This window comes from Kosmotoga sp. (assembly GCF_982836095.1).
In genome coordinates this window covers 1-13,595 of the sequence record NZ_CEYIHJ010000037.1, presented here as the reverse complement: position 1 = coordinate 13,595, position 13,595 = coordinate 1, and the positions used below count along the sequence as shown (strand labels likewise).

The following is a 13,595-nucleotide window of genomic DNA, read 5'->3' as shown; positions in this document are numbered from 1 at the left end:
TAGAAAATTTGTTATTTGCAGCAGGCATCCATGGAATTTCAAAAAAGGAAGCTTTAAAGAAAATCTATGCCATATCTGAAAAAGTAGGGCTTGATAAAGGACGCCTTCACGATCCACTGGAAGATTTTTCCAGAGGCATGCAGCAAAAAGTCGCCATCGCCCGCGCTTTTATGACGGAACCGAAGTTAATGCTTCTGGATGAACCTACAACGGGGCTTGATCCCAGAGCCAAGCGTGAAGTACAATCACTGATTTTACACATGAAAGAAAAGATGGGTGCGACGATTCTGCTGACTACCCATGATATGGAAGAAGCAGAAAGGCTTTGTGATTACGTGGCCATAATTCACAAAGGTAGGATAATCGTGAAAGGTCATACAGAGAAGTTAAAAGCAATGATTGCACACAAAATTAAAAATCCGACATTCGAAGACGTTTTTATGGAATTCACCGGAGTCAGCTTTGATGAAGCAGAATATGAGGAGGCTGAAAGTGCATGAACACTCAAGGGGTAGTCCGGGAAATGAGAGCTTCCTGGGCTTTTATAGTTCGAAATTTTAATCTTATAAAACGCTACTGGAAATGGGAACTTGTCTTTTTTGTTTATACCATAGCAAACTCCATTACCATGGGGTTCATTGGAAAAGGCGTAGAAGCATTTTCAGGAGCAGAACTCGATACGAGCTATTTAATTCTTTACATGCTTTTGGGCTCCATTCTCTGGGGCTATCTTTCCATACTTTTTGAAATAGTAGCCGAAACAGTTGCCTGGGAACGCTGGGAAGAAACGATTGAGTACACTTTTATGGCGCCAATTAAGCGGGCAACGCATTTGCTCAGCGTGTGTGGATTCGCCATTCTCTACGGCATTTTGAGGGCAGGATTGATCTTATTGGTGGTGTCTGCCTTCTTCGATTTAGACCTTTCGAAGGCAAATGTGCTTTCTGCAACCGGGATATTGGCTGTAGCAAGTTTCTCCTTTATAGGTTTAGGAATGGTTGCGGCAATTTTACCGCTTATATCACCGGAGAAAGGGGTACAGGTGGTGCATATTTTCCAGGCGTTATTGCTCATGTTTTCGGGTGTATATTATGAGATCACTGTGTTACCGCAATGGATGCAAAACGTGGCTAAATTCTCACCAGCCACCTATGCCTTAAAAGGAATGCGTTCGGCAATCCTTGATGGCAAAGGATTTAGTGAATTATGGTCTCAAATATGGCCTTTGCTAATACTCGGTCTTTTCCTCTTGCCGGCTGGGATTTACTTTTTTCAACTTATGGAACAGTGGGCAAAGAAAAGAGGGGTTCTCAAGAGGAGCGGTTGATGCCGCTCCTTTTTGACTTTTCAAAACAATGTTAAAATCAAAAGTAATACATCCAGGAGGTAGATTATGCTCTTAACTTTAAGTGGGATAGGTCACGACTATGGCGAAGGGCTTCTCTTTGAAGATATATCGACCGCAATAAATAGAAGAGACAAAATAGTTCTTATCGGCAAGAACGGAAGCGGAAAATCCACACTGCTCAAAATCATCACAGGATTATTGAAACCAACATATGGTGAAGTTCACCGGGCCTCGGGAATGAAGATCGGTTATCAAATTCAGGAACGCATTGAAAACATGAAAGAAGTGCTCATTGACTTCTATATGAAAGAGAAGAGCAGAGTAACACCTGAGACGGAAGAATTTTACAGTTTTGACAGGCGAGTCAGGAGCATATTAACCGGGCTTGAGTTTTCACCACAGGATTGGAACAGAGAACTCGGCAGCTTCAGTGGTGGGGAAATTACGAGAATCGCATTGGGACGCTTACTGCTACTTGATTATGACTTGCTAATGCTCGATGAACCTACAAATCATCTTGACCTTAAATCCGTTGACTGGCTCATTTCGTTTCTAAATTCCTACCGTGGCGCGGTACTGCTTGTATCACATGACAGACACCTCATAAGGAACGTGGGAAATAGGTTCTGGGAGATAAATAGTGGAATGCTTTGGGATTTTCCGGGCAGTTACGAGCATTATAAAGCCGAGAGAGAACTGTATGTAAAAAGCTCTCTTAAAAGGCAGGAGAAGTTGACAAATGAGATAGAAAGGCTCCAGGCAGTTGCTCAGAGATATAGACTTTGGGGAGGCGAAAAGTTTATAAAGCAAGCCAGAAGTAAAGAAAGGCAAATAGAACGTCTCAAGGAAGAACTGAACGAGGTCTCAATTCCGGGAGAAGAGGGAAATTCCACAAAATTAAGGCTTCCAGAACCTTCCAGAACGGGTTACATAGTATTGGAAGTTAAAAATTTGAATTTTAAATATACTGAAAAGCCTGTTTTCAACCATGCAGATCTTGAACTGCAACGTGGTGAAAAGTTGGGAATTGTGGGTCCAAATGGTAGTGGAAAGTCCACTTTTCTTAAGATACTTTCTGGTGAAATAACATCGTTTTCAGGTACAGTAAAGTGGGGACATAATGTTAGCTGGGGGTATCTTTCACAGATGTCAAGCGAGCTCTTACCAGAAAAAGAAGTCATACAAGAATGCTGGGAAATGGTGCGTGACTGGCCAGACTTTGAGATCAGGAAATATCTTGGACGTTTTGGCTTTACCGGTGAAAGCGTTTTTAGAAAGGTTGAATCTTTAAGTGGAGGAGAGAAAACACGGCTCGCTCTTGCAAAGATGATTTTGAAAAGACCTAATGTACTGATCATGGACGAACCCACGAACAATCTTGATATCTGGTCGATTCAGAATCTCGAAGAAGTGCTCATGCTATATAAAGGTGCGATCATATTGGTTTCACATGATAGGGAGTTTTTGAGGAATATCTGTGAAAAATACGTCGTAATCCAATCCGGAAAATTGAAACACCTTAACAAGCTCGAAGACTATTTGAATAATTACGATGAATTCAAAGCCAATTTTACAACCTCCAAAAATACAGCTGAGAAACGACACAGCTTCAAAGAAAAGCGCAAATTGAGTAACCAACGAAAAAAACTTTCAGATTTACTGAAAAGCCTGGAATTTCAAGAGAAGGAGCTCGAAAAATCACTGGAGAACCTGCAAAATGAGCTCTCTCTGTATCCAACTGACTACCAGAAGCTTCAGAACTTGCAGAAAGAAATAGAGAGTACTGAAGAAAAACTACTCAACTTGATCGAAAAGAAAGAATCACTTCAGAAGGAGCTGCTATCACTTGAGGAAAAGCTCATGGATTATAGATAAAATAGCATTTCCACGATGGCGTATATAAAAATCATAGTGAATATGAGGAAATTGTTAAAATAACTCCCACCAACAAGCAACCCTGCATCTCTTTCAGTCACTGAAAGAGGATTATATTCATTTCTCTTTGCAATTCCAAACAGGTAAAACGACCAGATTATATGGAAAACAAAAACGATGAAACCTGTAATCATTAAGTATTGTGAAATACTTTCGAAACTACTAATTGGCCTAATATAGATGTATTCTATAAATCCCGTACCAAGCATTAGAGCCCAACATGCGTAGGTGATCTTTCTAAAAGCTCTGAGGATGTTAAACACCAGCACCTTTACTTCCGGAACATTTTTCTTTCTGAGCAATGGAACAAGGAAAAAACCAAGTGTTATATTGATTCCAGCCCATAAAATATACGAGAGTATCAACAAATACCTGTTAAAAAAAAGGAAAACGTCCATAAAATCCCCCCTTGACCAAAATAAAGAAGTTGTTATTGATTATCATCGATTTATTTTATCATTCTTTTAAACAAAACTGAAACCTTAGAGATCTCTTTTCAATAAATCACTGGTCATTCTCAGTGCGGGTTTTATTAAGGATATAATCCCTACAATGCCGCATAGCGCCAAAACCATTGCTATAACAAAGGGTGATACCACATCTACCAGCTTAAAAGAAAGATAGCCGAAACCACCAACAAACCCGATAACAATGAAAATTGCAATGGCAACGTTGAAGTTCTGCTTTATCGCCCTCTGAGGGTTATCCCAGTTTAGCAAAGGCCTGGTTGCATCTATGACTAATTGAAGTAAATTCAAAAATGCAGAGACAACTCCAGAAAGCAAAACCACTATAATATCAAGAAGCAGGGAACCTCCAAGTAGCAAGTGTATAGCCGCGGTCATCAGCAAAATTCCCATGAAGCTTATCTCCATTATGTTAACGAATTTCGCCTTTAGCACATCACCGGGGCTAACCGGAAGAGCCTTTAATTCTTGCAGGAGCTTCCCTTCCCTGCTGAAAGCTGAAGCTGCCAAACCGCTCATAGAACCAGCAAGAACGCCACCAAGAATCCCAATTGGGACATAAAGGTCTTTAATCGCTTGAAAAAAGTTCTCTATGTTTCCGCTCGCTTCTTGATTTCCTTTGAAAATAAAAGGGAACATAATCACCATAATCGGCAATATAAAAGTGCCTGAGAGCCCGTTAAAAGCAAAGGCTGGTACTTTCAAAAAGTATTTCCATTCCCTGGCATGAAGAGTTGCAAAGAGACTCTTTTCAACATTTAGTTGACCGCTCATTTCCTCCGTGGATAGCTTTCTTCTGCCGGCATAAAATTGCTGCAAGCTATTGTACGTGTCGTAATAGTATTTCTTTGCAAACCAGATAGTGGTAACAAAGGCAATAGCGTGTAAACCCAAATACCCGGCGAGCCAGGCGAGACCAGAAAAAGTATTGCTCAGTAAAGTTTTCACGGCGAAAAATGCTGGCGGATATATTGATGCGAGCTTGTTTATAAATACATCGGGATTTGCAAAGATATTGACAAGGTTAAAGCCGTTGTTTCCACCATTGATAGCAGACTTGTTGACAAGAAAAACAACAATCAATGACATTGCAAGTGCCCCAATGCCAAGGATGTAGAGCATGAAATCCTTCATGCGGCTGAATTTTACTATTCGAGATAGCGGCAATATGATAATGGTTTGAAGAAGCATCGGGAAAATTTGCGATAGTAGAAATAGAAGCATCGAGTACAACCAATATGAAACTCCAGCATTTTTCTGGATGCCGTAATAAACAAGCGAAGGTAATAAGATTGCCAATGAAACAATCATCTGAAAGAGTATGACAACGGTTAACTTCGCTGTGATTACTTCAGAAGCTCTTATTGGGAGTGTGATTAATACCCTCATGTCTTTTGAAAAGAAAAGGGTACTTATAAGCAAAAAAAGACCCACTATAAACCCAATATGCCAGCATTGAGAAAAGCATTGGCCAGAAATAACTTTTCCATTCCGAGGGTTGCAAGTTGCTGATAACTACTAATCAGTAAAGGCTTGTAAAAAAACACAAAAGAAAAGCCAATCGCCCCAAAGGCATAAATCATGAGTGCCAGAATAAGAATGTTCTTTTTGTCTTTTTTCAGTGAAGTTTTTAAGTTACTTAAACCGTAATTTGCATTAATTATTGTCCAGGTAAGAGAAATCCATCTTTTCAATCTCACTTTTCGTCACCTCTAAAAAGAGTTCCTCGAGTGTGCCTGAACCCTTGAGTTTTCTCAATTCTTCAACAGTTCCAACGAATTCAAGTTTGCCTTTTTGAATAATGCCTATCCTATCGCAAATCTTTTCGGCTATTTCCATAACATGGGTGGAGAAAAAAACCGTGTTCCCAGAATTTGCATGGTTTCTCATCATTTTTTTCAAAATAAAGGCCGATTCGGGATCCAATCCCACTATGGGTTCATCCAAAACCCAGACTTTCGGGTTATGAGAAAGGGCGGCTATAAGACTGAGCTTTTGTTTCATCCCATGGGAATACGTGTTTATTGGGTCCATAATGGCGTGCGATAACTTGAAGTCTTCTAACAGCCTTTCTATTCTTTGTGTCCTAAGTTCTTTGGGAACTTGAAAAACATTCATGATGAAGTTCAGATACTCGATTCCCTTTAGTTTCTCCATAACCAGCGGTTCGTCAGCAACATAGCCGATAAACGACTTTGCCTTTACAGGATCTTTTGCCATGTTAATTCCACAAATTTCTACTGTTCCCTCTGTTGGCTCAATAACCCCCGTTATCATTTTGATAGTTGTACTTTTACCCGCTCCGTTAGGCCCAAGAAAGCCAAAAATCTCTCCCTCTTTGACTTCTAAGGAAAGGCCGTCAGCGGCTTTGATGCCTCCTGTATAGATCTTTGTGACGTTTTTTAGCGTTATCATCCACAATCACCTACCATTTTTATAGTCCCATCTTTACAACTCTCTCTTTTTGAAAATAATATAATCTGCTGTGGTAATTACAGCAACCAAAAAAATAAGTAAGACAGATTCTGTAACCTCAATTCCCGCATTGTAAACATTAGAGCCCAGAATGTAGGGATAGAGGTTGAGAAAATCAAGAGGCCTAAAAAGCCCCAGTATGGGGAGTCCTATTATAGTAGCCATTCCTATGATCAGGGGTTTGGTTTGGTCGCTGAAAAGCACAGAATAAAGAATGAAAAGCGAAAAGAAAAAGGCTCCGCCTATCAACTGATGAACCAATATTTTGAATGTTAAGCTAAATCCAGTTTCATAACCCGCAAAGTTCATCGCAATGGGTCCAGATAAAGAGAAAAAAGCGATTAACGCTGAAAGTACACCCAACCCCGTGAAATACTTCATGAAAAATACCCTTTTCCTTGTTAGTCTTGAGAGAAGAAAATAAATTGTCTTTTTGTCAAATTCCCTTGCAAATATGGGGATGGAGATTATCAAAATAACTAATGGAATAAACTGCCCGAGGTTTTTCCCCTGCCATTGGCTGACAAGATAAAAATCATTATTCCCTATATTTTCCAGAAGATCTGGATTGGCCAAAAGGTTTCTGGCAAATTCTGGCATGTCCTCAGTACTGAACCCCTGTAAGAGTTCAACAGCAGTGTCTTTCATTGCAACAGTTGCGATGAGGGCAACCACAAGAAGCAGAGAAACAACGACCAACGTCGTTTTCAGTTCTCTTATCTCTTTATAGAACATTTCTTTCACCCCTTATCACTATCTGGAAGAACTCGTTCAAATCGGGCACATGGCATTCACATTTTTCAGGATATAAAGATTGCCCCTTTGTATCGACTAAAAATGTAAAAAACCCAGCATAGCGAAATGCAGAGACAACATTGTACTTTTTTAGATCAATTTGGCAATCACTTTTCAAAACGAGAAATCTCTCTTTGATCTCATCCAGGAACCCCGAAAAATGTATTTTCCCTTTGTGCATTATCGTGATTCTGTCAGCTATTCTTTCAACTTCCGGGATTATGTGAGAGGTGTAAAGCACTGAACTTCCGTTAATTACGAGGTCTCGAACCATTTCCAGCACATCATCTCTTTTAATTGGGTCCAGTCCCCAGGTGAGCTCGTCAAAAATGTAAAGCTGTGCTTGCCTGGCGAAAATCAGAGCCAGGTAAGCCTGAGTCTTCATTCCATGTGAAAAAGTGCCAATTCTTTTTTTCAGCGGAAGCTGAAAGGTTTCAAAAAGTTCTTTTGCTCTTTCTTCTCTGAAATCCTCAAAAAGCCTTTTGCACATTTCTATTGCCTGCAAACCCGTAAGAGATTTATAAAAATTCTTTTCATCGGGCACGAAAGCGATTTTTTCTCTTGTATAATCGATTTCTTTGCCAAAGACTTTAATGTTACCTTCATATCTTACAAAGCCCAATATCGACTTGAGTGTAGTTGTTTTTCCTGCACCGTTGGGTCCTAAAAGGGCATGCACTTCTTGAGGCTTTACGTTGAAATCTATGCCATCTACCGCTTTTGTGTCACCATAATATTTTTTTAGACCTCTGACAGAAACGGGCTCATTCATTTCATGCCTTTCCATAGTTCTTCCACCACCTTTTGAAGCTCTTCAAGCATTATTCCGCTTTTCTTTGCTTTAATAACCACTTCTGAAAGTTCCCTTTTCATGCTCATCAAAAAGACCTCTTTGATTGTAGCTGCTTCCGTGCTTATAAGGAAGCCAATTCCCTGTCTGGCGATTAAAATACCCTCAAGTTCCAGCTCTTTGTATGCTCTGACAACCGTATTTGGATTAACCCTCAATGCCGTGGCGAGTTCCCTGATCGAGGGTAGGGCGTCATCTCTTTTCAATTCGCCCCTTAATATCTTTCCTACTATTCCCTGCTTTATTTGTTTGTATATTGGCATTGGAGAGTGTATATCGAGATTCACAAGCATTCTAACACCTTCTCAAAATATCATACTGTACTATAACACATAGTACAGTGATTGTCAAATAAAAGACCGGGATTTCCCGGCCTTGTAAATAGCTACTTAGAGTGATTTTCTTATTGCTTTGGCCATATTTGTACCGAGCAATTTGCATTTTTTCAACTCTTCCTCTTTTGGAGAATGTTGAGCTTCTATTACCGGTTCAATGAAATTCCAACCTTTGTTGTTGCTTGCAAATTCTTCTAATTCCTTCAATGCCCCTCCACTCCAGCTATAAGAGCCAAAAACTCCAACATATCGGTTTTTCATCATTCTGTTTTCGATAGCCGAGATCAATTGTTTCATAGGAGGAAAGAGCTCTGTGTTGTAAGTACAGCTTCCCATGATTAAGCCCTTAAATTTCCAGATATCCCGGATGACAAAAGAAATATGAGATTTCGCGATGTTGTGAAGCCTGATTTTCTGTACCCCTTCATCACATAAACCCTTTGCAACGGCTTCCATCATCCTTTGAGTGTTCCCGTACATTGATCCGTAAGCTAATACCACACCTTCTTCAGCTTCCTGTTTGCTCCATTGGTCATAGAGGCTGATTATCTTCTCTGGATTCTTTCTCCATATAGGGCCATGAGTCGCTGCAATAGTCTTGATGTCTATACCTTCAAGCTTTTTAAACGCCCGTTGAACCATTGCGCTGTAACGTCCTACAATGTTTGAAAAGTACCTTAAGATTTCATCTTCATAGTATTCCAGGTCAACCTGGTTATCAAAAATACCTCCATTCAATGCTCCAAAGCCACCAAAGGCATCACCCGAAAAAAGAGTCCCCGTTTCGAGGTCATAAGTCATCATAGTTTCAGGCCAGTGAACCATTGGGGTAAGGTAGAACTTCAACTTATGGGTTCCAAGGGAAAGAACTTCTCCATCTTCAATGGTAACAGTGTTCTTTGTAATTCCATAAAATCCCTCTAAAAATTGAATAGTCTTTTTGTTTCCAACTATCTTCATTCTTGGATATGCTTCAACCAATACCTTTATTGCACCTGAATGGTCAGGTTCCATGTGGTTTATCACCAGATAATCTATACTCTTCCCTTCCGGAAGCAATGCCTTTACCTTATCAAGATACTGCGAAAAATAGCTACCTTTGACCGTGTCAACAAGTGCTACCTTTTCATCTATTATCATGTATGCGTTGTATGAAACCCCTTTGGGAAGTGGCCATAAACCCTCGAAGAGATTAGTTTCGTAGTCATTGACACCAATCCAGTAGATTCCGTCGTGAATCTCAATTCCTCTGTGCATTTTACCCCTCCTTTTTATTACACTGCTTGAATCTATTATAAATGAAAGGCTTTCAATAGTAGAATAGTTGTATAATTATACAGACTGAGGGGGATAATCATAGGTAAGATTCCTACAAAGACGATGATGGCAACAGCTTCTTATGGGTTTGGGATATCACATAAATATGCACTTGAATCTACATAATGGGTCATGAACAATCACACAGATATAAGCTTTATTCCATTAAGCTCATAGATGAAGATGAAAAGCACAAAGAATTTCGCAGAGAGCTGAATTTATCGAACAGTATTAAGTATAAAACCTTTCCTTTGATGACAGATAATGCTGAGAGGAGTGAAAGTATGAGGCGAGCAACGTTGCTTTTGGCTTTTCTTTTAATTTTTACCGCGCTCTTTGCTCAGTTGAATATTTTGAGTGTGGATACTTCAACATTTCCGCTGATAAATATGAAGATCAGCGGTGAAGAAGCGACAGCGTCTTCAATTCAGGTATATGACAATGGAGAACTTGCAAAGCTAAAGAGTTTTAGCATGGATTCACTTGAAGATAGAAAACCACTGGACATTGTTTTTGTAATAGACAACTCAGGAACTATGGGAGTTAAGATAGCTTCAGTAAAAGAAAAAGTGGCATCCATTGCAGCAGAAATGGAGAAAAACGGCTATGATCTTAGATTCGCTGTTCTTGGCTTTGGTACAACAATAAACCACGAATTCATCAATTCAAAGGGCTCGCACTTTACGACTTCCGTTGAGGAACTTCAAAAACGTCTTTCTGAGGTTTTATCTTATGTTGGCGGAGCTGATGAATGCCAAATAAGAGCTCTGTACACCGCAGCGGGTTATGATTTCAGGAAAAATGCCGGGAAAGTGCTTATCTTGATTACCGATGAAGATAGCTATCAAAACGCTACCAATGATTCATTTTATTCGGGGTTGATGGAAAAAATATCCAAAAAGCGATTAAATGTGTTCATTCTACATCAGGATCCGGATGACCGATACTATGAAATTGCCAAACAAAGCGGTGGTAAAGCCTTCAAATTCGGGAAAGACGATTTTGAAAAGGCTTTTGATGAACTCTTTATTATGCGCAAATTCACGAGCAGTATGAGCTTTTTTCTTCCCTGCAGCTACCCAACATTAAAAGCGGGAGAATTGCATGAACTGCGGGTAAAGAATCTCTTCACAGCTTCAGAAGCCACCACAACTATTAAGGTCCCGGAGAAAAGCAAAACCTCCCTGAAGATTTTTGAAATAGATCATTCCAGATTTCCGGAAATTCATTTGAAAATCAGCTTGAACACTTATGATCAAACACTTTATGAAGACGGGATCATGGTATATGAAAGCGAAAAAAAGATAAACGATATTTCTATTATGGCTTTGAGCAGAAAAATCAATGCTCCGGTGGATATAGTGTTTGTGCTTGATACCACTGCGAGTATGATCAATGAGATCAGAGCAATGGTCAACAATCTCATAACCTTCACGGAGATACTCGAAAGCTCTGGCCTTGATGCGAGGATAGGTTTGATAACTTTTGGAGACGAATTGAGAAGTCGTTATGATCTGACAGATAATTTCATAAAAATAAAAAAGGTGCTTGAAGCGCAATACGCTACCGGTGGAGGAGATGTGCCCGAGGCTTCTCTTGACGCGATTATGGGAATTTCTGATCTCACTTTCAGGAAAAATGCCCAGAAAATAGCGATTGTCATAACAGATGCCGCCCCCCATTACAAAGGAGATAGTACGGATTTCTCAAAATACTCTGTTGATGAAGTAAGAGAATTTCTTTTGAAAAATAGAATTACATTTATATTGGTTGGGCCGGAAAAAGCCATGGAATTTCAGAATTTGAGAAAAGACGTCCCAGGAAGGTTCATAGAAATCTCTTATGCCCGTGTGAGGGATTTCGGTACAATTTTGAGCTCCATAGCAAAGGAAATAACATCACAATATGAGATAATCTATAAATCTCCAGATCCCATTACACCGGGGGAAAGGCGTGTACACGTTGGTTATGGCATTGTTGGTGATTCTACGGTTTACTCGATTTTGCCTCCAATCGATTTTGAAATAAATTCTCTTGTTGCCAGGCCATTCATTGTCGAACCCGGTGAGACCGTAGAATTGAGATGCACTACATATCCAGATAATTTGCTGGAGTTTGATTGGCAAGTGGAAGCTGGAAATATAGTTGAAAAATGGGATAATAAAGCCATTTGGCAGCTTCCTGAAAAAGAAGGGTCATATATCGCTACCGTTACCGTGAAATCTGCAAAGTTCGTCAAAAAGGCTGAAGTAGTGGTAATGGTTTGCAAAAACCCTTGCAGACATTAAAACATGTGTTACAATGGCGCATACAAGGGGGGATTAAAACGGATAGAACAAGGCTCATTTGGTTGCATGAGAAGTTGGTGAGAGGTGAGTACCCCTCTCTGAGGGAAATGGCGCTTGCTTTTAGGATATCCACAAGACAGGCTGAAAGAGAAATAGAATATCTTCGCAGGGTTTTTCGCGCACCTCTTAAATATTCGAGGAAATACGGAGGTTATTATTACGCCGAGCCTTTCGAATTTCCGCTGTTGTTCGGCCCGAGATCAGGTGGTCTTAGGAAAAACCCCGTAGTTTCTGTTATAGAAGGTGCAATAACCCGCCGGGAGAAGCTATTTATTAAATTAGCTGATGGTTCCGGCATATTCATTCCTTATTATTACAGCGCTTCACGCGAAAGTTTTATAGGTCGCTTTGAAAACTCCGAGAAAATTCTTGAGGTGAATCTCAAAGAACTAAAACTCCTAAAAACAATAGACAAGAATCATACAGAGATTCCTGCTTTTGATATTGAGAAATCTTTTCCCTCTGAAGTGAAGATAGCCAGAGTTAAATTCGGTTCTGAACACATGCTCCTCGTATATGAAACGGCTCTTGATGTTATTAAATGGCTTCTTGAAAACAAAAAAGCGAACCCTGTTATTATATCACCCAAAAAGCTCATCAAAGAATTGCTTGCCATTTCCAAAACAATTCAAAAGACATTCGAACCCAATGGTTAAATCTTTTTTCTTCAAAGGAGTGTATGGATGCCTACAGCTATTGAAGTAAAGCAGCTTGTAAAACACTATGGGACTGTCAAAGCCGTTGATGGTATTTCGTTTAACGTGAAAATAGGAGAATGCCTTGCTATATTGGGACCAAATGGCGCTGGAAAAACCACAACCGTGGAAATTCTTGAAGGACTTAGAAAACCCGACTCTGGCAATATATTTTATTTTGAATCAGAAGTCCACAAAGTTGGAAAAGAAATAAAAGATGTTATAGGTGTTCAGCTTCAAACCAGTTCTTTTATGGATTATCTAACGGTCAAAGAAACCATCAAGCTTTTTGGCGGGTTGTACACAAAATCTTTGAGCCCGGAGGACTTAATACAACTCGTAGAACTCAATGAAAAATCAAGAACGCTTGTGAAAAATTTATCTGGTGGTCAGAAACAGCGTCTTGCTCTTGCAGTGGCATTGGTAAACGACCCAAGGATTCTTTTTCTTGATGAACCTACAACCGGGCTTGACCCTCAGGCAAGGAGGCTTCTCTGGGATACGATTCTAAAGCTCAAGGCGAGAAAAAAGACCATAGTCCTCACCACACACTATATGGAAGAAGCTGAGCAACTTGCTGATAGAATTGTCATTATTGACCACGGAAAAATCGTCGCTTCCGGAACACTTGATGACCTCATAAAAACTGTCAAAGAAAATCAATTTATCGAATTTCGGTTGCCTAACTCTCATGGTGACGAAACTATTTTCAACAAACTCCGTGAGCATTTTCCTGGGCTGAAATTATCTGATGATGGCAAATTCATTTGCCCTACACTTGACATTGAAACCTCTCTTGAGAAAATCTTTAACCTCCTGGGTAACCTTAACAGCAAAGTAGAAAATATAGTGATAAGAAAGCCAAATCTTGAGGATGTGTTTCTCAAACTCACCGGGCACTCTCTCAGAGATTAGGGGGTGTTCTTTTGAAGCGTATCCTAACCTTGTGGAAAGCATTCTTAAGAAGTGATTTGCAAGAATTTGAATCTTTTTTTTGGTCTCTTCTTTTTCCTATCATTCTCTTTTTCAT

General features: G+C 39.8%; 14 protein-coding genes. 6 read left to right on the top strand and 8 right to left on the bottom strand.

Annotation, left to right across the window (positions count from 1 at the left end; translation table 11 throughout):
• The 3 genes from AC3LHT_RS04030 to abc-f all read left to right on the top strand — a co-directional run.
• Nucleotides 1-500 (top strand): ABC transporter ATP-binding protein (locus tag AC3LHT_RS04030; protein ID WP_488662055.1); only part of this gene is annotated, 500 nt, incomplete at its 5' end.
• Nucleotides 501-523: 23 nt separating this feature from the next.
• Nucleotides 524-1,327 (top strand): ABC transporter permease, encoded by an 804-nt coding sequence (locus AC3LHT_RS04025; protein WP_290646088.1) that lies wholly within the window; start codon nt 524-526, stop codon nt 1,325-1,327.
• Between the two features lie 66 nt (nt 1,328-1,393).
• The gene (abc-f, locus tag AC3LHT_RS04020) at nt 1,394-3,223 is read left to right on the top strand and encodes a ribosomal protection-like ABC-F family protein (protein WP_488662054.1); all 1,830 of its coding nucleotides are present in this window, start codon (nt 1,394-1,396) and stop codon (nt 3,221-3,223) included.
• On the opposite strand, the gene AC3LHT_RS04015 is transcribed toward abc-f, so the two are convergent.
• From AC3LHT_RS04015 to AC3LHT_RS03980, 8 genes are all read right to left on the bottom strand, one after another.
• Nucleotides 3,214-3,681: a hypothetical protein gene (locus AC3LHT_RS04015; RefSeq protein WP_488662053.1), complete on the bottom strand. Its 468-nt coding sequence runs from the start codon at nt 3,679-3,681 to the stop codon at nt 3,214-3,216. The genes abc-f and AC3LHT_RS04015 overlap by 10 nt on opposite strands.
• 84 nt (nt 3,682-3,765) lie before the next feature.
• Entirely contained in the window at nt 3,766-5,172 is a 1,407-nt protein-coding gene (locus tag AC3LHT_RS04010) for a putative ABC transporter permease subunit (RefSeq protein ID WP_488662052.1), read from the bottom strand.
• Between the two features lie 11 nt (nt 5,173-5,183).
• Nucleotides 5,184-5,450, bottom strand: coding sequence for a hypothetical protein (locus AC3LHT_RS04005; protein ID WP_488662051.1), 267 nt, complete (start codon nt 5,448-5,450; stop codon nt 5,184-5,186).
• The gene (locus AC3LHT_RS04000) at nt 5,407-6,165 is read right to left on the bottom strand and encodes an ABC transporter ATP-binding protein (RefSeq protein ID WP_290646080.1); all 759 of its coding nucleotides are present in this window, start codon (nt 6,163-6,165) and stop codon (nt 5,407-5,409) included. Before AC3LHT_RS04000 ends, AC3LHT_RS04005 begins: the two co-directional genes overlap by 44 nt.
• Before the next feature lie 33 nt (nt 6,166-6,198).
• Entirely contained in the window at nt 6,199-6,960 is a 762-nt protein-coding gene (locus AC3LHT_RS03995) for an ABC transporter permease (protein ID WP_290646078.1), read from the bottom strand.
• Entirely contained in the window at nt 6,950-7,807 is an 858-nt protein-coding gene (locus AC3LHT_RS03990; protein WP_290667395.1) for an ABC transporter ATP-binding protein, read from the bottom strand. The genes AC3LHT_RS03995 and AC3LHT_RS03990 overlap by 11 nt, the downstream gene beginning before the upstream one ends.
• Entirely contained in the window at nt 7,789-8,163 is a 375-nt protein-coding gene (locus AC3LHT_RS03985; protein WP_290646074.1) for a GntR family transcriptional regulator, read from the bottom strand. Before AC3LHT_RS03985 ends, AC3LHT_RS03990 begins: the two co-directional genes overlap by 19 nt.
• Nucleotides 8,164-8,259: 96 nt before the next feature.
• The gene (locus AC3LHT_RS03980; RefSeq protein WP_488662050.1) at nt 8,260-9,462 is read right to left on the bottom strand and encodes an FprA family A-type flavoprotein; all 1,203 of its coding nucleotides are present in this window, start codon (nt 9,460-9,462) and stop codon (nt 8,260-8,262) included.
• A gap of 344 nt (nt 9,463-9,806) precedes the next feature.
• On the opposite strand from AC3LHT_RS03980, the gene AC3LHT_RS03975 reads away from it, so the two are divergent.
• The 3 genes from AC3LHT_RS03975 (at nt 9,807) to AC3LHT_RS03965 (ending at nt 13,480) form a co-directional block, all read left to right on the top strand.
• Nucleotides 9,807-11,810 carry a VWA domain-containing protein gene (locus tag AC3LHT_RS03975; RefSeq protein WP_488662049.1) on the top strand — a complete coding sequence of 668 codons (2,004 nt, stop codon included), beginning with the start codon at nt 9,807-9,809 and terminating at the stop codon, nt 11,808-11,810.
• 107 nt (nt 11,811-11,917) lie between these two features.
• Nucleotides 11,918-12,526, top strand: a complete 609-nt coding sequence (locus AC3LHT_RS03970) for a hypothetical protein (RefSeq protein ID WP_488662048.1) — start codon at nt 11,918-11,920, stop codon at nt 12,524-12,526.
• A gap of 27 nt (nt 12,527-12,553) precedes the next feature.
• Entirely contained in the window at nt 12,554-13,480 is a 927-nt protein-coding gene (locus tag AC3LHT_RS03965) for an ABC transporter ATP-binding protein (RefSeq protein WP_290646067.1), read from the top strand.
• The last annotated feature ends 115 nt before the right edge of the window (nt 13,481-13,595 follow it).

Coding starts and splice junctions, on each gene's coding strand:
- AC3LHT_RS03970 (WP_488662048.1), top strand. CDS start 11,918: ATGGCGCTTGCTTTTAGGATATCCACAAGACAGGCTGAAAGAGAAATA.
- AC3LHT_RS03965 (WP_290646067.1), top strand. CDS start 12,554: ATGCCTACAGCTATTGAAGTAAAGCAGCTTGTAAAACACTATGGGACT.
- abc-f (WP_488662054.1), top strand. CDS start 1,394: ATGCTCTTAACTTTAAGTGGGATAGGTCACGACTATGGCGAAGGGCTT.
- AC3LHT_RS04025 (WP_290646088.1), top strand. CDS start 524: ATGAGAGCTTCCTGGGCTTTTATAGTTCGAAATTTTAATCTTATAAAA.
- AC3LHT_RS03975 (WP_488662049.1), top strand. CDS start 9,807: ATGAGGCGAGCAACGTTGCTTTTGGCTTTTCTTTTAATTTTTACCGCG.
- AC3LHT_RS03995 (WP_290646078.1), bottom strand. CDS start 6,960: ATGTTCTATAAAGAGATAAGAGAACTGAAAACGACGTTGGTCGTTGTT.
- AC3LHT_RS03980 (WP_488662050.1), bottom strand. CDS start 9,462: ATGCACAGAGGAATTGAGATTCACGACGGAATCTACTGGATTGGTGTC.
- AC3LHT_RS04000 (WP_290646080.1), bottom strand. CDS start 6,165: ATGATAACGCTAAAAAACGTCACAAAGATCTATACAGGAGGCATCAAA.
- AC3LHT_RS03985 (WP_290646074.1), bottom strand. CDS start 8,163: ATGCTTGTGAATCTCGATATACACTCTCCAATGCCAATATACAAACAA.
- AC3LHT_RS03990 (WP_290667395.1), bottom strand. CDS start 7,807: ATGGAAAGGCATGAAATGAATGAGCCCGTTTCTGTCAGAGGTCTAAAA.
- AC3LHT_RS04015 (WP_488662053.1), bottom strand. CDS start 3,681: ATGGACGTTTTCCTTTTTTTTAACAGGTATTTGTTGATACTCTCGTAT.